Below are 22178 nucleotides of genomic sequence, written 5' to 3'. Positions count from 1 at the left end.
GATCGATCGATCGATCGGTAGCCCAGGACAGAAGGAGGCCTCCGTGGAGGTCGAATACGCCAGGGACGGTGCGGTCGCGCTGGTCCACCTGAACCGGCCCGAGCGGCTCAACGCCGTCAACACCGCGCTGACGGAGGGACTCGCCGCGGCGCTCGCGCGCGCCACCGCCGAAGGCGCACGCGCGGTCGTGATCGCCGGTCGGGGTCGGGCCTTCTGCGCGGGGCACGACCTGAAGGAGCCCGAACCGGTCGAGGACCCCGTCCAGACCCGGGCCCGTCTCGAGGACATCCAGGAGGTCACCCGGCTGGTACGCCGCTTCCCCGGGCCGGTCGTCGCAGCGGTGCACGGCTACGCGCTCGGCGCGGGCTGCGAGTTCGCACTGGCCTGCGATCTCGTCGTGGCCGGCGAGGACGCGCAGTTCGGCTTCCCCGAGGTGAGCGTCGGACTCAGCGTCACCGGCGGCATCTCCCGGTTGCTGCCGGTGCTGGTCGGCTGGGCACGCGCGAAGGAGCTGCTGCTCCTCGGCGAACGGGTGGACGGGACCGAGGCGGCCCGGATCGGGCTGGTCGCCCGCGTCGTACCCACCGGTGAGCACGAGCAGGTCGCGCTCGAGCTGGCCCAGCGGATCGCCGAGCGGCCGGCGGTCTCGGTCAACCTCGCCAAGCAGGTGCTCGACCAGGGCCTGGACTCGACGATCGACGAGGCGATGGCCCGCGAGGTCGACCACGCGATCATCACCTCCATGTCGGGCGAGGGTGCCGCACCCAAGGAGGCGTTCACGCGTGCCTGACACCACCCTCGTCTCCCGGCTGCTGCACGCCGCCGCCCGGTGGCCCGACCGACCGGCGTGGACCTTCGTCGACGCCGAGGGCGTCGAGGTGACCCTCACCTTCGACGAGGTCGAGCTCCGCACCGCAGCCGTTGCGCAGGCGCTCCGCGAGCGCGGCGTGGAGGCCGGCGACCGGGTCGCCGTGATGCTCGACAACCAGCCGGAGTTCCCGGTGACCTGGCTGGCGCTCACGCGTCTCGGAGCGGCGATCGTCCCGCTCAACGTGCGCTACCGCTCCGTCGACGCCCAACACCTCCTCGACGACGCCGGCGTGCGTGTCGCAGTCACGAGCGCGGCGTACGCCGACCTCCTCCGGCGGCTCGACCGCCCGCCTACGGTGCACCTCGTCGACGACCTCTCCCCTGAGCGTGACTTCGCGCAGGGACCGGTCGACCCGGCGGCGATCGTCAACGTGCAGTACACCTCCGGCACGACCGGGCGCCCGAAGGGCTGCCTGCTCTCGCACCGCTACTGGACCACGTTGGCCACCAGCCTGGTGGACGAGTTCCCGCGCATCGGGAGCGACGACGTGATGCTGACCGCGCAGCCGTTCCACTACATCGACCCGATGTGGAACATGGTCACCGCGCTGAGCGCCGGCGCCCACCTGGTCGTGCTCGACGGCTTCCACCCGTCGACCTTCTGGGACCAGGTGCGCCGCCATGGCGTGACGTACTTCTACTGCCTGGCCGCGATGCCGACGCTGCTGCTGCGGATGCCGCCCGACCACCTCGACCGGGAGCACCGGGTGCGCGCCGTGCAGTGCTCGGCGATCCCGCCGTCGCTGCACGCCGAGCTCGAGAAGCGCTGGGGTGCGCCGTGGTTCGAGGCGTTCGGGATGACCGAGACCGGCGCCGACATCCGGGTGTCGCCCGACGACCACGACGAGCTCGTCGGAAGCGGATGCCTGGGTCGTCCGGCAGCGCACCGCGAGGTGCGCATCGACGACGGCGGTCAGATGTGGCTGCGCGGCGCCGGGATGATGGACGGCTACCTCGGCCACCCCGACCCGTTCGTCGACGGCTGGTTCCCAACCGGCGACCTGGCCCGCGTCGACGACCAGGGCCGCGTCTACCTCCAGGGCCGGCTCAAGGACATGATCCGGCGCTCCGGCGAGAACATCGCAGCTCGCGAGGTCGAGGAGGTGCTCCTCTCCCACCCCGCCGTCCGGCTGGCCGCCGTGGTCGGCGTGCCCGACGACATCCGCGGCGAGGAGGTCAAGGCGTACGTCGTGGCGCCGGACGCCTCCGAGGAGGAGCTGGCGGCCTGGTGCACCGAGAGGCTCGCGTCGTTCAAGGTGCCGCGCTTCTGGGAGTTCCGCGACGACCTGCCGCTGACCGCGTCACACCGGGTCGAGAAGAGCAAGCTGTGAAGGCCGACCTGCTGCTGACGAACGCACGGGTGCGGACCGTCGACGGGGACGCCGTCGCTCCGGCCGTGGCGATCTGGCGGGACCGGGTCGTCGCCCTCGAGGACGTGCCCGCCGATCGAACGATCGATCTGGACGGGGCCGTCGTCACGCCCGGCTTCCACGACGCCCACAACCACATGGCGTGGTACGGCCTGTCCCTCGCCGAGGTGGACCTCCGGGTGTCGTCGCTCGACGCGCTGTACGACGCGGTCGCGGCCCGGGCCGCCGAGCTGCCTCCCGGTGAGTGGGTGGTCGGCGCCGGCTACGACGAGAACAAGATCGGCGGGCACCCGACCCGCGACGCGCTCGACCGGGCAGCGCCCGGCCGCAACGTCTGGCTGCGGCACACCTCGGGCCACATGTGCGTCGTCAACGGGCCGCTGCTCGCGGAGCTCGGCATCGCGGACGCGCCCGTGGAGGTGTCGGGTGGCCTCGTCGTCACCGACGACACCGGGCGGCCGACCGGGCTGCTCCAGGAGCAGGCCCAGCAGCTGCTCAACCGGCTGGTCCTCCCCTACCCCGTGGCGTCCCTGGTGGATGCCATCGAGCGCGCCGGGCAGGTCTACCTCGCGCAGGGCATCACCAGCGTGGTCGAGGCCGGCGTCGGTGGTGGCTGGATCGGGAAGAGCCCGGTCGAGGTCGCGGCCTACCAGCTCGCACGCGACTCCGGCCGGCTGCCGGTGCGGGTCGAGCTGATGGTGGCCGCCGACGCGCTGCACGAGCTCCCTGCTCACGAGTCCGACGGGCTCGTCCTCGGGCTCGACCTCGGCATCCGGACGGGTCTCGGCGACGACCGGCTCCGGATCGGGCCGACCAAGATCTTCAGCGACGGCTCCCTGATCGGCCACACCTGCGCGATGACCGAGGACTTCGCCGACACCCCCGGCGAGCGCGGCTTCCTCCAGGACGACGCCGACGCCCTGCGCACCCGGATCCTCGACGCCCACCGGTCGGGGTGGCGGGTCGCGGCCCACGCGATCGGTGATGCCGCGATCGACCTGGTGCTCGATGCGGTCGCCGAGGCCCAGGAACGCTGGCCGCGCCACGACGTACGCCACCGGATCGAGCACTTCGGGGTCTCGCGTCCCGACCAGGTGGCGCGCGCGGCCGCGCTGGGGGTGGTGCCGGTGCCGCAGGGGCGCTTCGTCGGCGAGATCGGCGACGGCATGCTGCGCGCCCTCGGCTCGGAGCGTGCCGGGTGGGCCTACCGCTACCGGTCCCTGCTCGACGCGGGCATCACCCCGCCCGGGAGCTCGGACCGACCGGTGGTCGACGGCGCTCCCCTGCGCGGCATCCACGACATGGTCAACCGGCTGACCGACGGCGGGCAGCCCTGCGGCCCCGAGGAGGCCATCACCGGGCTGGAGGCGCTGACGGCGTACACGCTGGGTTCGGCGTACGCCTCCCACGCGGAGGCGGACCGGGGCACCGTCGCCGTCGGGAAGTACGCCGACCTCGCCGTGCTGTCGGACGACCCGGCGACCGTGGATCCGTCCAGGATCAAGGACATCGAGGTGCTCCGCACCGTGCTCGCCGGAGAGGTCGTGTGGGAGCGATGAGGCTCGTCGAGGCCGCGAGCCTCTCTCCTGGTGAGCTGGAGGCGGTCGAGCGCATCTACGTCGATGCGTTCCCCGACGAGCTGCAGGCGCCGTTCACGGACCTCTTCGCCGATCGGATGCTCGTGCTGCTGGACGAGGACGGCCCGGCGGGGTTCGCCCTGGTGCGCGACCTGCCGGAGACCACGTGGACGTTCCTGCGGTTCTACGCCGTGGGCCGTCGCGGTCAGGGCATCGGCTCGCTGATGTGGGCGTCGCTCACGGCGCTGCTCGCGGGCGAGGGCAGGACGCGTCTCATCTGGGACGTCGAGGACCCGGCCGAGCCCGGCATCTCCCCCGAGCACGAGGACGAGCACCGTCGGCGGATCGTCTTCTACGAGCGCCTGGGCGGGCGGCTGCACCCGGTGCGGGAGTACTTCCCGCCGCACGACGACGGGCACGCCCCGCAGCTGCTGCTCATGGACGCGCCGCTCGGAGACGGCGACGACGCGACGCTGCGCGCCGTGGTTGAGGGCGTGTTCCGGCACCGCTACGGGCTGGCTGCCGACGATCCCGTCGTACGCCGGACGTTACTGGCCAGTTCTCTTCTCTGACAGGAGAACATGCGGCGATGTGTTTGCATCGCCGCAATATCTTTGTCACCCTTGCGGGCATGAGCATCGAGACGTCGATCGCGTCCCTCGTCGAGGGCGAGACCGGTCAGCCCTACCCCTACCGTCGCGTCGAGCTGGTGGAGCCCGACTGGACCCGCTTCCCGGGCTGGAAGGACGTCACCACCGCGGAGTGGGAGTCCGTCCAGTGGCAGCGCGCCCACTGCATCAAGAACGTCAAGCAGCTCCGCGAGCTGCTCGGCGACCTCGTCGACGAGCGCTTCTACGCCGACCTGGAGCGCGACCAGTCCGAGCGGGCGACGATGTCGATGCTCGTGCCGCCGCAGATGATGAACACGATGCTGCCGCACGAGACCCCCGGTGGCCCCGGCTCGCTGACCGAGGCGTTCTACGCCGACCCGGTCCGCCACTACATGATCCCGGTCTTCTCGGACCGACGTACCGACTTCCCGTCGCACCCGCACGCCACCCGCGACTCGCTGCACGAGCACGACATGTGGGCGACCGAGGGGCTGACGCACCGCTACCCGACCAAGGTGCTCGCCGAGCTGCTGCCGACCTGCCCGCAGTACTGCGGCCACTGCACCCGGATGGACCTGGTCGGCAACTCGACCCCGACCATCGACAAGCTGAAGTTCGTCGGCAAGCCCAACGACCGGCTCGGCGACATGCTCGACTACCTGCGCCGTACGCCGCAGGTGCGCGACGTGGTCGTCTCCGGCGGCGACGTGGCCAACATGCCGTGGCCGCGGCTCGAGGCGTTCCTGACCGAGCTGCTCGCGATCGAGAACATCCGCGACATCCGGCTGGCCACCAAGGCCCTGGTCGGTCTCCCCCACCACTGGCTGCAGGACGACGTCGTCGAGGGGATGACCCGGATCGGCACGATGTCGCGCTCGCGCGGGGTCTCGGTCGCCATCCACACCCACGCCAACCACGCCAACTCGATCACGCCGCTCGTCGCGAAGGCCACGCGGGCGATGCTCGACGCCGGCATCCGCGACGTCCGCAACCAGGGCGTGCTGCTCAACGGCGTCAACGCCGACCCGCACGCGCTGCTCGACCTGTGCTTCCGGCTGCTCGATGGCGCGCAGATCATGCCGTACTACTTCTACATGTGCGACCTGATCCCCTACTCGGAGCACTGGCGGGTCTCGGTCGCCGACGCGCAGCGGCTGCAGCACCACATCATGGGCTACCTGCCGGGCTTCGCGACCCCGCGGATCGTCTGCGACGTGCCGTTCGTCGGCAAGCGCTGGGTGCACCAGCTGTCGTCCTACGACACCGAGCGCGGCATCTCCTACTGGACCAAGAACTACCGGACCTCGATCGAGGCCACGGCGGCCGACGCCCTCGAGCGGACCTACGAGTACTACGACCCGATCCACACGCTGCCCGAGTCGGGCCAGCAGTGGTGGGCCGAGCACGCCGACCTCGACGAGTCCGCTCTCAAGGCCGCCGAGGTGGCCGAGGCGTCGCGTCGTACGGCTGCGCTCCAGGCCTGGTAGGTCCGCCCTCCCGCACGCCCGTGGGCATGCGGTTTGGTCACAAACCGCACGTGGGAGCGCTCCGATGTTGCGGTTGGTGACCAAACCGCAACGCCCGGGCGGCCCGCGGTCAGGTGACGGGGCGGTTCTCGTACGGCGTGGAGAGCACGATCGTGGTGCGGGTGGAGACGTTGGCGGCCGCCCGGATCCGGGCGAGCAGGTCCTCGAGGTCGGTGGGCATGCCGACTCGCACCTTCAGGATGTAGGACTCGTCGCCGGCGACCGACCAGCACGACTCGATCTCCGGGATGCCGCGGACGCGTTCGGGCGAGTCGTCCGGCTGCGAGGGGTCGATCGGTCGGATCGAGATGAACGCCGTCAGCGGCAGCCCGAGCTGCTCGTGGTCGATCGTCGCGCCGTAGCCGAGGATCAGTCCGCGCGACTCGAGTCGCTTCACCCGCTGGTGGACGGCCGACGTCGAAAGTCCCGTCGCCTTGCCCAGGTCGGTGAAAGACATCCGGCCGTCATTGGCGAGAAGCTCGAGAATCTTCCGGTCAGTGGCTTCGAGTTCGGACTGGCTCACGGCGGACAGACTAGCGGCGCATGGCAGGATCTGGCGGGTGACAGACCAGCCGGGGCGTCTGATGCTCCTCGACAGTGCGTCCATGTACTTCCGCGCGTTCTTCGGCGTACCCGAGATCAAGGCGCCGGACGGCACTCCCGTCAACGCGGTCCGCGGGTTCCTCGACTTCATCTCCCGGCTGGTCGGTGACTACGGTCCGACCGACCTCGTCTGCTGCTGGGACAACGACTGGCGCCCGCAGTGGCGGGTCGACTTGCTCCCGTCGTACAAGGCCCACCGGGTGGTCGCGGAGCGCACCGACGCCCCCGACGTCGAGGAGGTGCCCGACCCGCTCGAGGTGCAGGTGCCGATCATCCTCGACGTCCTCGACGCCTTCGGTCTCTGCGTGAAGGGGATCGACGGCTACGAGGCCGACGACGTCATCGGCAGCCTCGCCGCGCAGGCGAAGCAGCCCGTCGACATCGTCACCGGCGACCGCGACCTCTTCCAGCTCGTCGACGACCAGGCCGACGTGCGGGTCCTCTACATCGCGCGCGGCGTCGGCAACCACGAGCGGGTCACCAACGACTGGGTGCGGGCGAAGTACGACGTCGACGCCCGCCAGTACGCCGACTTCGCGACGCTCCGCGGTGACGCCTCGGACGGGCTGCCCGGTGTCGCGGGCGTCGGCGACAAGACCGCGGCCACGCTGCTCAACCGGTTCGGCGACATTGACGGCATCGTCGCGGCCGCGCTCGACCCGGACGGCGACATGGGGCCGGGGCCGCGCGGCAAGATCAAGGCCGCGGCCGACTACCTCGCGGTCGCACCCCAGGTCGTCGCGGTGGCCCGCGACCTCGAGCTCGGCTCCCCCGACACGCGGCTCCCGTCCGAGCCGCGCGACCTGGCCCGCGTCGCCGAGCTCGGCACGAAGTGGGGCATCGAGAGCCCCGTGCAGCGGCTCACCGAGGTCCTGCTGGCCCGCTAGCCCACCATCTCGTCGACCACGATCTTCGCGGCCGACGGGCAGCCCTTCGTGAAGCCGTAGAAGGGCCCGAAGTCCTTGGTCGCGAGGAACCCGACGGTGTACAGCCCCGGCAGGCTCGTCTCGAAGCCCTCGGAGAGGTCCGGGAAGCCTTCCGTGGACTGGACCCGGTCGAGCACCCCGGTGAGGTAGGGCACCCGGGCGATGTCCGGCTTGTAGCCGGAGGCGAAGACGACGTGGTCGACCTCGAGCACATCGCCGTCCGAGAGCGTCAGGCGGACCGGCCCGTCGCCCTCGACGTCGGTGACCGCGCACTGTCCATGTGAGTGCACCACCTCGGGCCGGAGCCGCGGGACCAGCCAGTGCTCGAGCGTCAGCCGCCCGACCTGCCAGAACTCCTGCGCGATGCCGGCCCGCTCGTCGGCCGACAGGCTGCGCCACCAGCCCCGCTGGGCGAGCGTCTGGTCGACGTACGCGTCCACGAACCCCCAGCTCACCCGCTCGAAGGCCGGCGTCGGGTGGCGGTGCACCACGTCGACCCGCTCCGCGCCGTGGTCGCACAGCAGCGCCGCCCACTCGTAGGCGCTCTGCCGGCCACCGATGACCGCCACCCGGGCACCGGACAGGTCGTCGAAGGTGACCCGGTCGAGCGTGTGCGACTGCCGCTCCGCGGGCACCCGCGCGTGCCAGTCGGGCCGCTGCGCGAAGTAGCCGACGCCCGGGGCGACGAGCACCTTCTCCGCCTCGATCCGGCTGCCGTCGGCCATCTCGGCGACGAAGGAGCCGTTCGGCTTGGTCAGGTCGGCGACCAGGCGCGGGTCGGCCGCCAGACCCTTCTGCCGGGCGAACCACTCCGCGTGGTCGAGCCACACGTCGATCGGGATCGGGTCGACGTCGGCCGGGGCGATCCCGTGCTCCTCGGCGTACGCCGCGAAGGTGTGCTCGCGGTTCGCGTCGAGGTACCAGTCCAACCCGGAGCGGAGGTACATGTCGGACGGCATCTGGTCGCGCCAGAAGGAGAGCGGCAGGCCGACGACGTGGGTGTCGATGCCACGGTCCCCGGCGTACGCCGCGGCGGCGTAGCCGTAGGGGCCGGCTCCGATGACGAGCAAGTCGGTGCGTTCGGTGACCACGCTCGAACGGTACGCCGCAACCGCGGGGCTCGTACCGTGGTTGGCATGACTCAGATCGCGATCGTCGGCGGCCACGGCAAGGTGGCCATCCAACTCCTCCACGTGCTGCGCCGGACGGACCACGACGCGGTCGCCCTGGTGCGGAAGGAGGAGTACCGCGAGGAGCTCGAGGGCCTCGGTGCCGCGGTGCGGATCCTCGACATCGAGCAGGACGGCGCCGACGCGTTCGCGGCGGCGTTCACGGGTTGCTCCGCGGTCGTCTTCGCCGCCGGCGGCGGCGCGGACGGCAACATCGAGCGCAAGCGCACCGTCGACCTCGAGGGGTCGCTGAAGTCGATCGAGGGCGCGAAGATCGCCGGCATCGACCGGTTCGTGCAGGTGTCCGCGATCGGCGTGGACGACCCGCTGCCCGATGACACCTCCGACGTGTGGCGCGCGTACGTCGAGGCGAAGCGCGACGCCGACGCCGCGCTGCGCGCGAGCGGGCTGGCCTGGACGATCATCCGGCCCGGCCGGCTCACCGACGACCCTGGCACCGGGCTCGTGTCCCTGGGCGAGGACGTCGCTCGTGGTGACGTGTCCCGTGCCGACGTCGCAGCAGTGGTTGCCGCGGTGCTCGACGCCGACAGCACCGTCGGCAAGCAGTGGGCGCTCGTGAACGGCGAGACGCCGGTCGCCGACGCCGTCCGCGCCTAGGTCAGTCGGCGAGCGCCGTGTAGGCGACCACGCCGCGCCGCAGCTGGCGGACGAGGTCGCGGGCGGTCTCCCGCAGCGGGGCCTCGCCCGCAGCGTCGGCGACCTGCCCGGCCAGGTCGATGAGCTGCTTCATCCAGCGCACGAAGTCGCCGGCGGCGAGGTCGCTGACCTCGAGCACAGCGTCGAGGTCGTCCCCCTCGGCCCACCGGTAGGCGACCCAGGCGAAGCCCAGGTCGGGCTGGCGGAGGAAGTCGAGCTTGTGCTGCCGCTCGAGCGCGTCGAGGCTCCCCCACAGCTTGACCATCTCGCCGATGACCTCGCGCACGCGACCGCCCGGGATCCGCGGCGACGAGGCGTCGTCGGGGCGGCGGGACTCGAAGACCAGCACCGACAGTGCCGCGGCGAGCTCGGACGCGGAGAGCTCGTCCCAGAGCCCCTGGCGCATCGACTCGGCTGCGACGAGGTCCATGTCGGAGTAGAGACGGCGCAGCCGGCGGCCGCGGTCGGTGACGGTGTCACCCTCGAGGTAGTCGAGCGCAGTCAGGACCTCGCAGACCCGGTCGAACTGGCGGGCGACGGTGTTGGTGCGCTGCTCGACCCGCCGCTTGAGGGTCTGCGCGTCACGGTCGAGCTTGAAGTAGCGCTCGGCCCACCGGGCGTGCTCCTCGCGGTCGGCGCACTCGTGGCACGGGTGCGCCTTGAGCTGGGCGCGCAGGGCCGCGATCTGGTCGTCGACGGGGCCGCGGGACGGGTCCTTGCTCTTCCTGGCCGATGGCGGCGGCGGGGTGAGGTCGTGGGTGCGGCTGCGGAGGGCCGCGGCCAGGTCGCGGCGCATCTGCGGGTTGCGGCCGTTGAAGCTCTTCGGGATCTTCAGCCGGGTGACGGCCTCGACCGGCTCCGGGAAGTCGATCATCGCGAGCCGCCGCGCCTGCCGGTCGGCCGTGACGACGTACGGACGGGGTCCCTCGGGCGACCAGCCCGGGTCGATGACGACGGCGAAGCCGGCGAACTTGCCGGTGGGGACCATGATCACGTCGCCCGGCTTGAGCTCGCGCAGCGATGCCATGGCCTCCTCGCGACGGTCGCTGCGACGGGACTTGCTGGCGCCCTTCTCGGCGTCGCTGATCTTGCGACGGAGCTCGGCGTACTCCATGAAGTCGCCGAGGTGGCAGGTCGCGGCCTCGCGGTAGCCGTCGAGGGCGTCCTGGCTCTTGCGCAGCTGGCGGGCGAGGCCGACGACCGCCTTGTCCGCCTGGAACTGCGCGAAGGACTGCTCGAGGAGCTGGCGGGACTTCTCCCGGCCGAACTGGTGCACGAGGTTGACCGCCATGTTGTACGACGGCCGGAACGACGAGCGCAGCGGATAGGTGCGGGTGGAGGCCAGGCCGGCCAGCTCCCGGGGGTTCATGCCCTGCTGCCACAGGACGACGCCGTGGCCCTCGACGTCGAGACCGCGGCGACCGGCGCGGCCGGTGAGCTGGGTGTACTCCCCCGGCGTGATGTCGGCGTGGGTCTCGCCGTTCCACTTGCTGAGCTTCTCGATGACGACCGTGCGAGCAGGCATGTTGATGCCGAGCGCGAGGGTCTCGGTCGCGAAGACCACTTTGCACAGCCCGCGGATGTAGAGCTCCTCGACGCACTGCTTGAAGGCGGGCAGCATCCCGGCGTGGTGGGCGGCGATGCCGCGGGTCAGGGCGTCGAGGAAGTCGTGGTAGCCCAGGGCGTGCCGGTCGTCCTCGGGGAGGTTGCGGCAGGACTCCTCGACGTACTGGTAGATCGCGTCGCGTTCCTCGGGTGTGGTGAGCCGGATGCCGGCGCTGAGGCACTGCGTGACCGCGGCGTCGCACCCGACCCGGCTGAAGATGAAGACGATCGCGGGCAGCAGCCCGTCGCGGTCGAGCCGGTCGATCACGTCCGCCCGGCTGGGGATCCAGATCCGCCGTCCGTTGCCGACCTGCTTGCCGCCACCGCGGCCTGGTGCGGAGCGGCCCCGCGGCGTACGACGGTCCTTCATCCGGTTGCTGGCCCAGTCGTCACGGGCGAGCTTGACCAGCTCGTCGTTGACCGGTGCGCCCTCCTTGACGAAGCCGGCCGCCGCATCCACGTCGGAGGAGGCGAAGAGGTCGAGCAGGCGCCTGCCGGCCATCACGTGCTGGTAGAGCGGGACCGGCCGGCGCTCCTCGACGATCGTGACCGTGTCGCCACGGACGGTCTCGAGCCACTCGCCGAACTCCTCGGCGTTGGAGACGGTCGCGGAGAGCGAGATCAGGGAGACCGACTCGGGGAGGTGGATGATCACTTCCTCCCAGACCGCGCCGCGCGCCCGGTCGGCCAGGTAGTGCACCTCGTCCATGACGACGAACCCGAGACCCAGGAGGGTCCGCGAACCGGCGTACAGCATGTTGCGGAGCACCTCGGTGGTCATCACCACGATCGGCGCCTCGCCGTTGACGACGTTGTCGCCGGTGAGCAGGCCGACCTGGTCGGAGCCGTAGCGGGCGACCAGGTCGTTGTACTTCTGGTTGGAGAGCGCCTTGATCGGGGTCGTGTAGAAGCACTTGCGGCCGGTCTCGAGGGCCAGGTGGATGGCGAACTCGCCGACGATGGTCTTGCCGGACCCGGTCGGTGCCGCGACCAGGACACCGCGCCCGTCCTCGATCTCCTGGCAGGCGCGGACCTGGAAGTCGTCGAGCGGGAAGTCGTAGAGGTCGGTGAAGCTCCGCAGCACCGGGTGCTTGCGACCGGCGCGGTAGTCGGCGTACCGCTCGGACGGGGAGAGTTCCTGGTCGTCCGCGGTGCTCATACGCCCAAACCTACGCGAGGACCGTCAACGCTCCCGGCGCACACTCCACGGTGAGCGGCAGCGCTCCGAAACGCTCGCCGTCGGCGTACGAGACGATCCCGGGCGCCGCGACGGTGACCGAGCGGACCCGGTGGTGCTCGTACTTCGGATGGGTGACGTGGGTGCCCTTGAACAGCTTGGGATAGGTCTTGACCAGGCTCGGCTTGCTCATCGGCTTGATGATGACGACGTCGAGCATCCCGTCGTCGAGCAGCGCGCCCTCGGTGATGCGGAGGCCACCGCCGAACGACGGCCCGTTGCCGACCGAGACCATCATCGCCTCGAAGGACAGCTGCTCGCCGTCGAGGTCGAGGGTGTACGGGATCGGCTCGAAGGTGCGGAGTTCGGCGAGGGTCGCGATGTTGTAGCGCATCTGCCCCTTGGGCCAGGTCATCCGGTTGGCGCGCTCGTTGACGATGGCGTCGAAGCCGGCACACAGGACGGTCGTGAAGAACTTGCTGCCGCTGCGGGCCAGGTCGACCGTGCGCTTCTCGCCGTTGAGCACCCGGTCGGCCGCGGCGACGGGGTCCTTGCGCGGGAGGTCGAAGTAGCGCGCGACGTCGTTGCCCGTCCCGGCGGGGATGATCCCGAGGGCGGTCCGGGTGTTGGCGAGCGCCTGGACGCCGAGGTGCACCATGCCGTCGCCCCCGACGATGACCAGCGTCTCGGCGCCGTCGGCCACGACCTGGTGCGCGAGGTCGAGGGCCTCGTCCGCGTCGCGACCCTCGAGGGTCCGCACGCTGACCCCGGCCGCCCGCATCCGCTCCACCGCCGCGTCCCGCGCTCGCGCGCCCTTGCCCTTCCCCGATGTCGGGTTGGTCAGGACTGCGATCTCTCGGGTGCTGCCGGTCACGGGGGTGACCCTAGCCATCCGCAGCCGCCGGCATGCGGTTTGGTCACAAACCGCAATCGGGAGCGTTCCCACCTTGCGGTTGGTGACCAAACCACATGCTCAGCGCGTGAGGCCGATCCGCAGCCGGACGGAGTAGTGGTCGGCGGAGGCGCCGACGGCGCGGGCGAGCCGGCTGACGGCGTCGAGCACCAGGTCGGCGGAGAACGTCGTACCCGGCACTGCCAGGGTGAGTCGGCCGTCCCGGTCGACGAGGAACACCTCGCCGTGGCGCCAGGCCTGGTGAGCGCGCAGACGGACGTCGTCGGTGGCCACCGGGGTCGGGTAGGCGTCGTCCACGGCGAGGAGGTCGCACGGGAGGACGTCGTGGTCGTCAGCGACCAGCCCGCCGGGGACCGATGAGCCGGCGCGCAGCCCGCCCTCGGCGGACCAGGTGACGTCGCACTCCCCCAGCCACTCAGGCAGGTCGAAGGGGTCGACCGCGGTCAGGCCGGACGTCGTCACAGGGGCGAGACCTCGTCGTCCGACCATTGGTCGGTGCTGCCTGCGTCGCGGCCGCGCGCCTTGTCCACGGATCTCGCGATCACCTCGGCGACGAGGAACAGGACCAACATCGGGATCGCGAGGAACAGCATCGAGAACGGGTCTGTCGACGGCGTCGCGACCGCGGCGAAGACGAAGGTGCCGAAGATGATCCACGGGCGGTACCGCGCGATCTGCTTGCCCTTCACCACGCCGGCCAGGTTGAGCATGATCACGAACAGCGGGATCTCGAACGAGATGCCGAAGACCAGCAGCATCCGGCTGATGAACGAGAAGAACTCGGTGAACTCGACCAGGTTGGTGACGTCGACAGGGGTGAAGCCGATCAGGACCGCGATGCCCTTCGGCAGCACGTAGTAGCCGACCGCCACCCCGACGATGAACAGCGGGCCGGCGACCGCGGCGAAGATCCGGGTCCACTTCTTCTCGCTCGGGTGCAGGCCCGGGACGATAAAGGCCCAGATCTGGTAGAGCCAGTACGGGCTCGAGGCGACGAGTGCGGCGACGCCGCAGAGCTTGAGCTGGAGAAGCAGACCGGCGGCTACGCCGTTGAGGACCGCTTCCGACCTCGTCTCGGGATCGAGCTGGTCGACGGCCTTGTTGTAGGGCACCAGGATCAGCTCGAGGAGCTGGTCGTAGAAGAAGAGCGCGATGCAGAACGCGACGACGAGGACCAGGACGGAGCGCAACAAACGCGCACGCAGCTCCCGGAAGTGGTCCGAGAGCGCCATCCGGCCATCGGCACCGATCGGGTGCTGTGGACGACCGGAGAACAGGCCGAGGACGCCGCTGATAGCCAAGGTGGGAGCCGGGACGCCGCAGGTCAGGCGGTGTCGTTGCCGCGCAGGCGCTCGCGCTCGGCGTCGATCTCAGCCTGGCGGGCATCGAGCTCGGCCTGGCGTGCCTCGAGCTCGCGCTGCTCGGCCGTCTTGGCCGCGGCGGGCTTGTCGTCCTCGTCGTCGTCCATCAGGCCCTTGGTCTCCGCCTTGAAGATCCGCAGCGCACGGCCGCTGCCCCGAGCGAGCTCGGGCAGCTTGGTGGCGCCGAAGAGGAGCACGACGACGGCCAGGATGAGCAGCAGCTCGGGAGTGCCGAGGCCGCCGATGAGAAGCGGGAGCATGTGCGTCCTCACGTATAGGTCTGTGATCTCTTCAGATACTACGCCGTGCTAGGTGTACAGGCTGAGGGTGGCCTGTGCGGCCCCAGTGAATGATTCGGCGTACGACGTGGGGCTGAGCACCCGCGCGTGGGGCGCGAGCCGCAGCAGCATCCGCCGCAGCCAGAGCTCGTTGGCGACCACGAGGTCGACCTCGAGCCGGCCACCGCGGCGGCTGCGTACGGCGTCGACGGGGTAGTACTCCACGATCCACCGGGCCTCCGGGTCGAGCTCGAGCGTGACGACGGTCGTCTCCGGTGAGCGCGGGAACAGCCCCTGGCCGACGTCGCGGGGCTCCTGGGGCTCGGTGGCGATCGGGGTGTCGAGCACCTGGGCGTCCTGGATCCGGTCGAGCCGGAACAACCGGGGAGCCTCCGCGCTGTGGCACCACGCGTCGAGGTAGTCGAACCCGTGGGCGGTGACGACTCCACGTGGGTCGACCACGCGCTCGGACATCTCGTCGCGAGACGGCACGAAGTAGTGCAGGCGCACCTGGCGACCTGTCGCGGCAGCCCGGCGCAGGTCGGCCTCGAGGCGGACCAGGTCGGGCCCGCCGCGGGACTCGCCCGGGTCGATCTGGACGTTGGCCGAGCCCTCGGCCGCCGCTGTCTCGAGCTTGGCCAGGGCACGGTCGACGATCTCCCTGGTCTCCGCCTCCGAGCTGCCGCGCAGAGCACGGAGCGCCACGATGATCGCCGTGGCCTCGGTCGGCGTGAGCCGCAGGGGGCGGGCGAGGTAGTCGGCGTTCTTCACCCGGATCATGCCGGTCGCGTCGGGACCCTCGAGCGCGTCCAGGTCGACGTCGATGAGGTCGTCGGGGTAGCCGCCGGGCAGCCCGCACATGAGCAGCACCTTGAGATCGGAGAGCACCTGCTCGGGTGGCACCCCGAGAGCCTCGGCGGCGACGTCGAGCCGCACCTGTCCCCAGGCGTGCAGGAACGGCACCAGGGTCAGCAGCCGGGCGACCTGGTCCTTGGCCCCGGCGGGCGCGGGCGTGCTCATACCGTGCTCCCGACGACGGCGGTCAGCCGCTCGACCATGATCCGTCGCAGCTCGTCGGGCGCCTCGACGTACACGTCCGCGCCGTAGCCGAGCAGCTCGTCGGCCACCCCTGGGCCGCCGCGGCTGATCGTGAGCCGGTCCCAGCCGCTCCGGTCGTCCGGTCCGGCGACATCGCGCTCGACCGAGACGGCGTCGCGCCGCAGCGCCACTCCGGCACCGGTGCGGACCAGGACGACCGCCTCACCGCTGGTGGGCGCGGGCGCGAGCCGCACGGTGGTGGCGCGTACGTCGGTGCCGGCCGGGACGTCGTACGAGCCGGGCGCCCCGGCCTTGCGCGCCTCGCCCTGGACGCGGGACAGGCGGAAGACCCGCTCCTCCCCGCGGTCGGTGTCGAGGCCGACGACGTACCAACGCCCGGAGTAGCGCACGACGCCCCAGGGCTGGAGCCGTCGGGTGCTGGTGCGGGTGGCCCCGGCACGGCGGTAGTCGAACTCCACCGGCGTCCGCTCCTGGGTCGCCTCCCAGAAGACGTCGAACGACGGCTCGTCCGCACTGAGCCGGGGCTCGGCGATGTCGAGCGCGGTCTCGTCCACCGCGACCCCCGCGGCGGTGAGCTTGCGGACCGCCTCGGTGGTCGCCTCGGCGAGCCGGGCGTGCTGCCACACCCGGGTCGCCAGGCCGATGACGGCCGCCTCGTCCGCGGTGAGCGAGATGTCCGGCAGCGCGAACTCGTCGGGACGGATCCGGTAGCCGGGCTCGTCGTCGAAGTAGGCGTCCAGGCTGCCGACCTCGATGGGTACGCCGAGGCTGCGCAGCTCCTCCTTGTCGCGCTCGAACATCTTCTCGAACGCGTCGTCCCCCATGTCGGGGTAGAGGATCGCGCGGATCCGCTCCTTGGGGACGAAGTGGCGCTGGACGAGCAGCATGATCAGCAGGTTGAGCAGGCGTTCGCTCTTCCGGACCGTCATGCTGCTCATCAGGCTCCGAAGGCTACTTGGCCGAGACGATGTCGACCACGAAGTACAGCGTGCTTCCGGCCGGGATGTTGGTCTGGGCCTGGTCGCCGTACCCGAGCGACGGCGGGATCTGGAGGATCACGCGGCTGCCGACCTTGAGCCCCGAGAGACCGTAGGTCCAGCCCTGGACGACGTCGGTCAGCGCGAACTCGACCGGGTCCTTGGAGTAGCTCTCGTCGAAGGGCTTCTTGGCGCCGTACACCGCACCGAGGTAGTCGGCCTTGATCGTCATGTCGGTGGTGACCGTCTCGCCGGTGCCCTCCTTGATGACGCTGCGCAGCAGGTCACCGTCGGCCTTGGGCTCGTCGATGCCGGAGAAGTCGAACCCGACCGGGTCACCCTTCTCGATCTTCAGCGAGGGGAGCTGCGAGGACGGGACGTCCTTCGGCTTCGGCGGGGTGTACTGGTCGATGATGTCGACGATGATCAGGACGGTGTCCTGGTTGCCGATCCCGAGCTGCGGGTTGCCGGACTCACCGAACGCGTCGGCAGCGGTGGTGGTCACCGCCACGCGGGAGCCGATCTTCTGACCGAGGATCGCGTCCTTGAAGACCGGGGCGAGCTGGTCGCTCGCGGTGACGGTCTCGGGCTTGCCCGCGTCGTACGTGCTGTAGGCCTTCTTCTGCGTCGTGCCGTTGCCGATCCACAGGTGCGCGTTGACCTGGTCACCCTCGGCGACGGTGTCGCCGTCGCCGGCGGTGACGACGCTGGTCTCCGTCTTGTCGACGTCGAGCTTGCCGTCCCACGTGACCGTGGGCTCCTTGCCGACATCGCCGGTGATGGAGATGCCGTGGAGGTCGTCGGTGGAGGCCGAGGACGACGAGGAGGAGCCGTCGGACGAGCTCCCGTCGTCACTGCCGCACGCGGACAGCGCGGTCATCATGACCAGCGGCAGGAGCAGGATCGGGAGGCGTCGGAGACGTCGTGACACAGGTTTCACACCTTTGAAGATCTCGGGAGCAGGGGTGGTGCAACAGCGCGGGACACACTAGCCGCCGAACCTGAGGTTCGGCTGTGCGGTGCTCACATGCCGTCGATGAGGCGCTGCACCCGCTCGTCGTACGCCCGGAACGGGTCCTTGCAGAGGACCGTGCGCTGGGCCTGGTCGTTCAGCTTGAGGTGCACCCAGTCGACGGTGAAGTCGCGCCGCCGTTCCTGGGCCTTGCGGATGAACTCGCCGCGCAGGCGCGCTCGGGTGGTCTGCGGCGGCACCGACTTGGCCTCGAAGATCCGGAGGTCGGTGGTGACGCGCTCGACCATGCCGCGCTTCTCGAGGAGGTAGTAGAGCCCGCGACCTCGGTGGATGTCGTGATAGGCGAGGTCGAGCTGGGCGACGCGGGGGTGGCCGAGCGGCAGTCCGTGCTTGGCGCGGTACTGCTCGATCAGCTTCCACTTGATCACCCAGTCGATCTCACGGTCGACCAGGCTCAGGTCGTCGGACTCGACCGCCTTGAGCCCGCGCTCCCAGAGGTCGAGCGCCTGCTCGATGACCGGCGTACTGATCTCGCGGCGGTCGACGAAGTCGCGGGCCTTGGAGAGGTACTCCTGCTGGATGTCGAGCGCGCTGGCCTCGCGGCCGTTGGCGAGCCGGATCTTGCGGCGGCCAGTGACGTCGTGCGAGATCTCGCGGATCGCCCGGATCGGGTTCTCCATCGTGAGGTCGCGCATCACCACGCCCTCCTCGATCATCCGCAGGACCAGGTCGCAGCTGGCGACCTTGAGCATGGTGGTCGTCTCGCTCATGTTGGAGTCGCCGACGATGACGTGGAGGCGCCGGTACTTCTCGGCGTCGGCGTGCGGCTCGTCGCGGGTGTTGATGATCGGCCGGCTGCGGGTGGTGGCGCTGCTGACGCCCTCCCAGATGTGCTCGGCGCGCTGGCTGACGGAGTACGTCGCACCCCGGGGCGTCTGGGTGATCTTGCCCGCGCCGACGATGATCTGGCGCGTCACCAGGAACGGGATGAGCACGTCGGCGAGCTTGGAGAACTCCCCGGCCCGGCCGACGAGGTAGTTCTCGTGGCAGCCGTAGGAGTTGCCGGCAGAGTCGGTGTTGTTCTTGAAGAGGTAGATCTCGCCCGCGATGCCCTCGTCGTGGAGGCGCTGCTCGGCGTCGAGGAGCAGTCCTTCGAGGACGCGCTCCCCCGCCTTGTCGTGGGTCACCAGCTCGGTGATGTCGTCGCACTCGGGGGTGGCGTACTCGGGATGGCTGCCGACGTCAAGGTAGAGCCGGGCCCCGTTGCGGAGGAAGACGTTGCTGCTGCGACCCCAGCTGACGACCTTGCGGAACAGGTAGCGAGCGACCTCGTCCGGGCTCAGACGGCGCTGACCCTTGAACGTGCACGTCACGCCGTACTCGTTCTCGATCCCGAAGATCCGCCGGTCCACGTGATCAGCCTAGGTGCACGTTGGTCGAACCGGGGGTGTTCGTCGCGGCTCGGCGCGCTGGCGCGCTGCGGTTTGGTCACCAACCGCAACAAACGGGCGCCGGCTCATGCGGTTCGTGACCAATCGATGATGCCTTGCTGTCGACGCCACCGGTTCATCACGCGCTCACGTCCGACCTCGGAGTAGAGGGAGTTGTCGACCACCCGACGCCAGACGGCGAGCCGCCGCAGGTCGTGGGGTCGGTCCAGGGTGCGGTCGATCTCGTGCATCGCGATCGCCGGGTGGTTGAGAAGGTCGTCCAACGTGAACCCACGTCGGACGTACGGCGAGTCGGCGAACCTCCTCTCACGGCGCAGGTCGGAACGGTGCTGTGCCTGGTCGCGGTGGTGGGCACCGTCGTACTCGTGCACGAACGCCGTGCCGACCACGAGCAGGTCGACCCGCCCGATCGACGTCCCTCGGTCGTCGAAGAGCTCCACCTGTGGTTGCACCCCCACCGCGATCGCCCTGTGGAAGAGCCTCAGGACCGTCTCGGGGCCGGACTCCGCGCGGTGGTCGGAGAGCTCGTACGCAACTCGCAGCATCCGAACGCCGGGCCGTCTGGTCGCGAGGAGCTCAGCCATCCGCTGCCGGTCGAGGTGGCCCTTCGCGAGTGCCGAGTCGATCAGCACGACCAGGTCGAGCACGCCCAGGTCCCGAGCGGCACGCAGCAGGATCTCTTCCGGATCATCGACGGGCAGGCCGCCCATCCCGCGACGGGGCCGCGGCGTGCGGACCAGCCGGGAGCAGAGAAGGCCGTGGCGTCTCGGTCTCGGATCCCTGACGCCGACAGCCGCGAACACCGGAACCTGCTCCGGCAGCTTCGGCAGCTGCCAGCCGAGCAGTCGGGCACCCGTCAGATGGGTGAAAACGGCGTTCGCCGGAAGGACCAGCTGATAGCACTCGAGCTCGCGCACGAACTGGTCGTCCGAGGTCAGGCCATGTCGTTTGCGTCGGTAGAGGCCGTGGCTGATCCGTTCGTGGCTGGCCAGCCGCACCTCGCCCCGGATCGGGGCGTCGTCGTCTTCTTCATCCATGCCACGCAACCTGCGCGCACCGGACCTGGGACAAACAGCGCTCGCTCAGGCCTGTGGATGGCCGCGGCCCCCACCTGTCTGAGGCTGCGGTTTGGTCACCAACCGCACAGCACGGCCGCCGCGACCTGCGGTTTGTGACCAAACCGCAGGTCCACGCCGACGCGTCAGGCGATCGGCGGGGCGAGCGGCGGTGGGTCGGTGTCGTCGGCCGAGTCGACGTCGGCACCAGGCTCGGCACCAGGCTCGACACCGGGCTCGGGGGCGTGCTCGGCCGGACCGCGGTCGCCGAGCAGCTCGTGGAGACGGGCGGGGCGGAGACGCACGAACTTGCGCGGCCGGGTGCGGGTGCGGTCGAGGATCGCGACCTCGAGGTCGCCGGTGGGGATGATCCGGTCCGCGGCATCGCCCTTCTCGTTCGCGGAGTGGCCGAGGGCGGCCACGGCGAGACCGAGTGCGTCGGCGAGGCTGGAACCGTCGACGTACCGCTCCTTGAGGTACGACGCCACCACGTCGGCAGCACCGCCCATGACGGCGAAGCCGTGCTCGTCGGCGACCTGGCCGTCGTACGTCAGCCGGTAGAGCTGGTCGTCGGCAGCCTCGTCACCGATCTCGGCGACGAAGATCTCGACCTCGTAGGGCTTCTCCCCGCCGCTCGAGAAGATCGTCCCGAGCGTCTGGGCGTAGGCGTTCGCGAGCCCACGACCGGTGACGTCGCGCCGGTCGTAGGCGTAGCCGCGCATGTCCGCGAGGCGTACGCCGGCGATCCGGAGGTTCTCGAACTCGTTGTACCGGCCGACCGCGGCGAAGGCGATCCGGTCGTAGATCTCGGACACCTTGTGCAGCGCCTGGGACGGGTTCTCGGAGACGAAGAGCACGCCGTCGCCGTACTGCACCGCCACCACGGACCGGCCCCGGGCGATGCCCTTGCGGGCGAAGTCGGCCCGGTCCTTCATCAGCTGCTCGGGCGAGACGTAGAACGGCATGCTCATCGCGCACCTCCCGTCAGCGGCGCCGACGGTCCGTCGGGACGCGTCATCCGCCCGGCGATCACCTCGTCGGCGATCGCAGCGACCGCGGAGTCGGGGATCCGTCGGCCACCGTCGGCCGTGATCACCTGGACCACCGGGAAGATCCGGCGGGTCAGGTCGGGTCCGCCAGTCGCGGAGTCGTCGTCGGCGGCGTCGTACAGCGCCTGGATCACAGCGGTGACGCACCCGGTCTCGTCGAGGTCGTCGCGGTAGAGCTTCTTGAGCGAGCCGCGCGCGAAGAGCGATCCGGAGCCGACCGAGTGGAAGGCCGTCTCCTCGTAGCGCCCCCCGGTCACGTCGTAGCTGAAGATCCGGCCGTGATCGGTGGCGAGGTCGTAGCCGGCGAACAGGGGTACGACGGCCAGCCCCTGCATCGCCATGGCGAGGTTGGAGCGGATCAGGGTCGCGAGACGGTTCGCCTTGCCGTCCATCGACAGCGTCGTGCCCTCGATCTTCTCGTAGTGCTCGAGCTCGGTCTGGAACAGGCGGACCATCTCGATCGCCAAACCCGCCGAACCGGCGATCCCGACCACGGAGAACTCGTCGGCAGGGAAGACCTTCTCGATGTCGCGCTGGGCGATGATGTTGCCCATCGTCGCCCGGCGGTCACCGGCCATGACGACGCCGCCCTCGAAGGTCGCAGCGACGATCGTGGTGCCGTGCGGGGCGAGGTCGCCTGCGTGACCCTGAGGTACGGCGCGACGCCCGGGCAGCAGGTCGGGTGCCTGCTCGGCGAGGAAGTCGCTGAAGGACGAGGAACCCGGCTGCAGGAACGCGGCCGGGAGGCGCGGGTCGGCCAAGGCCTACTCGCCGCCCTTCTGGATGAAGGACTTCACGAAGTCCTCGGCGTTGGTCTCGAGCACGTCGTCGATCTCGTCGAGGAGGTCGTCCACGTCGTTGTCGAGAGCTTCCTTGCGCTCGGCGACATCCGTCTCGGGGGCGGTCTCGACCGACTCCTCGGTCTCAGAGGACTTCCGCGGCTGCTTCTGCTCCTGTGCCATGTCCCGACC

The 22178-nt window shown here is 70.4% G+C and carries 22 protein-coding genes; 7 read left to right on the top strand and 15 right to left on the bottom strand.

Annotation, left to right across the window (positions count from 1 at the left end; translation table 11 throughout):
- Positions 1 to 43 precede the first annotated feature (43 nt).
- From ABLE68_RS19265 to ABLE68_RS19245, 5 genes are read left to right on the top strand one after another with little or no spacing between them, the layout of a single operon-like run.
- On the top strand, positions 44 to 790 hold the full coding sequence (locus tag ABLE68_RS19265; RefSeq protein WP_348873546.1) for an enoyl-CoA hydratase/isomerase family protein: 747 nt from the start codon (positions 44 to 46) through the stop codon (positions 788 to 790).
- Positions 783 to 2201 (top strand): AMP-binding protein, encoded by a 1419-nt coding sequence (locus tag ABLE68_RS19260; protein WP_348873545.1) that lies wholly within the window; start codon positions 783 to 785, stop codon positions 2199 to 2201. Before ABLE68_RS19265 ends, ABLE68_RS19260 begins: the two co-directional genes overlap by 8 nt.
- Positions 2198 to 3799 carry an amidohydrolase gene (locus ABLE68_RS19255; RefSeq protein ID WP_348873544.1) on the top strand — a complete coding sequence of 534 codons (1602 nt, stop codon included), beginning with the start codon at positions 2198 to 2200 and terminating at the stop codon, positions 3797 to 3799. The genes ABLE68_RS19260 and ABLE68_RS19255 overlap by 4 nt, the downstream gene beginning before the upstream one ends.
- Entirely contained in the window at positions 3796 to 4389 is a 594-nt protein-coding gene (locus ABLE68_RS19250) for a GNAT family N-acetyltransferase (protein WP_348873543.1), read from the top strand. The genes ABLE68_RS19255 and ABLE68_RS19250 overlap by 4 nt, the downstream gene beginning before the upstream one ends.
- Before the next feature lie 59 nt (positions 4390 to 4448).
- Complete coding sequence (locus ABLE68_RS19245) at positions 4449 to 5915, top strand: KamA family radical SAM protein (protein WP_348873542.1); 1467 nt, start codon at positions 4449 to 4451, stop codon at positions 5913 to 5915.
- A 109-nt stretch (positions 5916 to 6024) separates the two neighbouring features.
- On the opposite strand, the gene ABLE68_RS19240 is transcribed toward ABLE68_RS19245, so the two are convergent.
- Positions 6025 to 6477 (bottom strand): Lrp/AsnC family transcriptional regulator, encoded by a 453-nt coding sequence (locus ABLE68_RS19240; protein WP_348873541.1) that lies wholly within the window; start codon positions 6475 to 6477, stop codon positions 6025 to 6027.
- 61 nt (positions 6478 to 6538) lie between these two features.
- On the opposite strand from ABLE68_RS19240, the gene ABLE68_RS19235 reads away from it, so the two are divergent.
- Positions 6539 to 7444, top strand: coding sequence for a 5'-3' exonuclease (locus ABLE68_RS19235; RefSeq protein WP_425475662.1), 906 nt, complete (start codon positions 6539 to 6541; stop codon positions 7442 to 7444).
- Here the strand turns inward: ABLE68_RS19235 and ABLE68_RS19230 are convergent.
- On the bottom strand, positions 7441 to 8574 hold the full coding sequence (locus tag ABLE68_RS19230) for an FAD-dependent oxidoreductase (RefSeq protein WP_348873539.1): 1134 nt from the start codon (positions 8572 to 8574) through the stop codon (positions 7441 to 7443). The genes ABLE68_RS19235 and ABLE68_RS19230 overlap by 4 nt on opposite strands.
- Positions 8575 to 8619: 45 nt before the next feature.
- On the opposite strand from ABLE68_RS19230, the gene ABLE68_RS19225 reads away from it, so the two are divergent.
- Positions 8620 to 9270: an NAD(P)H-binding protein gene (locus ABLE68_RS19225; RefSeq protein ID WP_348873538.1), complete on the top strand. Its 651-nt coding sequence runs from the start codon at positions 8620 to 8622 to the stop codon at positions 9268 to 9270.
- 1 nt (position 9271) lies between these two features.
- Here ABLE68_RS19225 and ABLE68_RS19220 read toward each other — a convergent pair whose 3' ends face one another.
- The 13 genes from ABLE68_RS19220 to ABLE68_RS19160 form a co-directional block, all read right to left on the bottom strand.
- Positions 9272 to 12073 carry a DEAD/DEAH box helicase gene (locus tag ABLE68_RS19220; protein ID WP_348873537.1) on the bottom strand — a complete coding sequence of 934 codons (2802 nt, stop codon included), beginning with the start codon at positions 12071 to 12073 and terminating at the stop codon, positions 9272 to 9274.
- A 10-nt stretch (positions 12074 to 12083) separates the two neighbouring features.
- Complete coding sequence (locus ABLE68_RS19215; RefSeq protein WP_348873536.1) at positions 12084 to 12965, bottom strand: diacylglycerol kinase; 882 nt, start codon at positions 12963 to 12965, stop codon at positions 12084 to 12086.
- Positions 12966 to 13064: 99 nt separating this feature from the next.
- Positions 13065 to 13466, bottom strand: a complete 402-nt coding sequence (locus ABLE68_RS19210; protein ID WP_348873535.1) for a hypothetical protein — start codon at positions 13464 to 13466, stop codon at positions 13065 to 13067.
- Positions 13463 to 14305, bottom strand: coding sequence for a twin-arginine translocase subunit TatC (gene tatC / locus ABLE68_RS19205; protein WP_348873534.1), 843 nt, complete (start codon positions 14303 to 14305; stop codon positions 13463 to 13465). The genes ABLE68_RS19210 and tatC overlap by 4 nt, the downstream gene beginning before the upstream one ends.
- Positions 14306 to 14328: 23 nt before the next feature.
- Entirely contained in the window at positions 14329 to 14625 is a 297-nt protein-coding gene (tatA, locus tag ABLE68_RS19200; RefSeq protein WP_348873533.1) for a Sec-independent protein translocase subunit TatA, read from the bottom strand.
- 48 nt (positions 14626 to 14673) lie between these two features.
- The gene (locus ABLE68_RS19195) at positions 14674 to 15663 is read right to left on the bottom strand and encodes a helix-turn-helix transcriptional regulator (protein ID WP_348873532.1); all 990 of its coding nucleotides are present in this window, start codon (positions 15661 to 15663) and stop codon (positions 14674 to 14676) included.
- Positions 15660 to 16640, bottom strand: coding sequence for a helix-turn-helix transcriptional regulator (locus ABLE68_RS19190; protein ID WP_348873531.1), 981 nt, complete (start codon positions 16638 to 16640; stop codon positions 15660 to 15662). Before ABLE68_RS19190 ends, ABLE68_RS19195 begins: the two co-directional genes overlap by 4 nt.
- Positions 16641 to 16653: 13 nt before the next feature.
- On the bottom strand, positions 16654 to 17610 hold the full coding sequence (locus ABLE68_RS19185; protein ID WP_348873530.1) for an FKBP-type peptidyl-prolyl cis-trans isomerase: 957 nt from the start codon (positions 17608 to 17610) through the stop codon (positions 16654 to 16656).
- A 92-nt stretch (positions 17611 to 17702) separates the two neighbouring features.
- Positions 17703 to 19064, bottom strand: coding sequence for a Pup--protein ligase (gene pafA / locus ABLE68_RS19180; RefSeq protein ID WP_348873529.1), 1362 nt, complete (start codon positions 19062 to 19064; stop codon positions 17703 to 17705).
- A gap of 104 nt (positions 19065 to 19168) precedes the next feature.
- On the bottom strand, positions 19169 to 20140 hold the full coding sequence (locus ABLE68_RS19175) for a hypothetical protein (RefSeq protein WP_348873528.1): 972 nt from the start codon (positions 20138 to 20140) through the stop codon (positions 19169 to 19171).
- A gap of 164 nt (positions 20141 to 20304) precedes the next feature.
- Positions 20305 to 21129, bottom strand: coding sequence for a proteasome subunit alpha (prcA, locus tag ABLE68_RS19170; RefSeq protein ID WP_348873527.1), 825 nt, complete (start codon positions 21127 to 21129; stop codon positions 20305 to 20307).
- Entirely contained in the window at positions 21126 to 21968 is an 843-nt protein-coding gene (gene prcB / locus ABLE68_RS19165; protein WP_348873526.1) for a proteasome subunit beta, read from the bottom strand. Before prcB ends, prcA begins: the two co-directional genes overlap by 4 nt.
- A gap of 3 nt (positions 21969 to 21971) precedes the next feature.
- Positions 21972 to 22169: a ubiquitin-like protein Pup gene (locus ABLE68_RS19160; RefSeq protein WP_348873525.1), complete on the bottom strand. Its 198-nt coding sequence runs from the start codon at positions 22167 to 22169 to the stop codon at positions 21972 to 21974.
- Between the last annotated feature and the right edge of the window lie 9 nt (positions 22170 to 22178).

Source organism: Nocardioides pollutisoli, from assembly GCF_040045055.1.
GTDB lineage: Bacteria > Actinomycetota > Actinomycetes > Propionibacteriales > Nocardioidaceae > Nocardioides > Nocardioides tweenelious.
This window is presented reverse-complemented; position numbering and strand designations above follow the sequence as displayed.

Bases quoted from the DNA above. Each gene is read 5' to 3' on its own strand.
- ABLE68_RS19250 (WP_348873543.1), top strand. From the start codon at position 3,796: ATGAGGCTCGTCGAGGCCGCGAGCCTCTCTCCTGGTGAGCTGGAGGCG.
- ABLE68_RS19245 (WP_348873542.1), top strand. From the start codon at position 4,449: ATGAGCATCGAGACGTCGATCGCGTCCCTCGTCGAGGGCGAGACCGGT.
- ABLE68_RS19235 (WP_425475662.1), top strand. From the start codon at position 6,539: ATGCTCCTCGACAGTGCGTCCATGTACTTCCGCGCGTTCTTCGGCGTA.
- ABLE68_RS19225 (WP_348873538.1), top strand. From the start codon at position 8,620: ATGACTCAGATCGCGATCGTCGGCGGCCACGGCAAGGTGGCCATCCAA.
- ABLE68_RS19220 (WP_348873537.1), bottom strand. From the start codon at position 12,073: ATGAGCACCGCGGACGACCAGGAACTCTCCCCGTCCGAGCGGTACGCC.
- tatA (WP_348873533.1), bottom strand. From the start codon at position 14,625: ATGCTCCCGCTTCTCATCGGCGGCCTCGGCACTCCCGAGCTGCTGCTC.
- ABLE68_RS19195 (WP_348873532.1), bottom strand. From the start codon at position 15,663: ATGAGCACGCCCGCGCCCGCCGGGGCCAAGGACCAGGTCGCCCGGCTG.
- ABLE68_RS19190 (WP_348873531.1), bottom strand. From the start codon at position 16,640: ATGAGCAGCATGACGGTCCGGAAGAGCGAACGCCTGCTCAACCTGCTG.
- ABLE68_RS19175 (WP_348873528.1), bottom strand. From the start codon at position 20,140: ATGGATGAAGAAGACGACGACGCCCCGATCCGGGGCGAGGTGCGGCTG.
- prcA (WP_348873527.1), bottom strand. From the start codon at position 21,129: ATGAGCATGCCGTTCTACGTCTCGCCCGAGCAGCTGATGAAGGACCGG.
- ABLE68_RS19160 (WP_348873525.1), bottom strand. From the start codon at position 22,169: ATGGCACAGGAGCAGAAGCAGCCGCGGAAGTCCTCTGAGACCGAGGAG.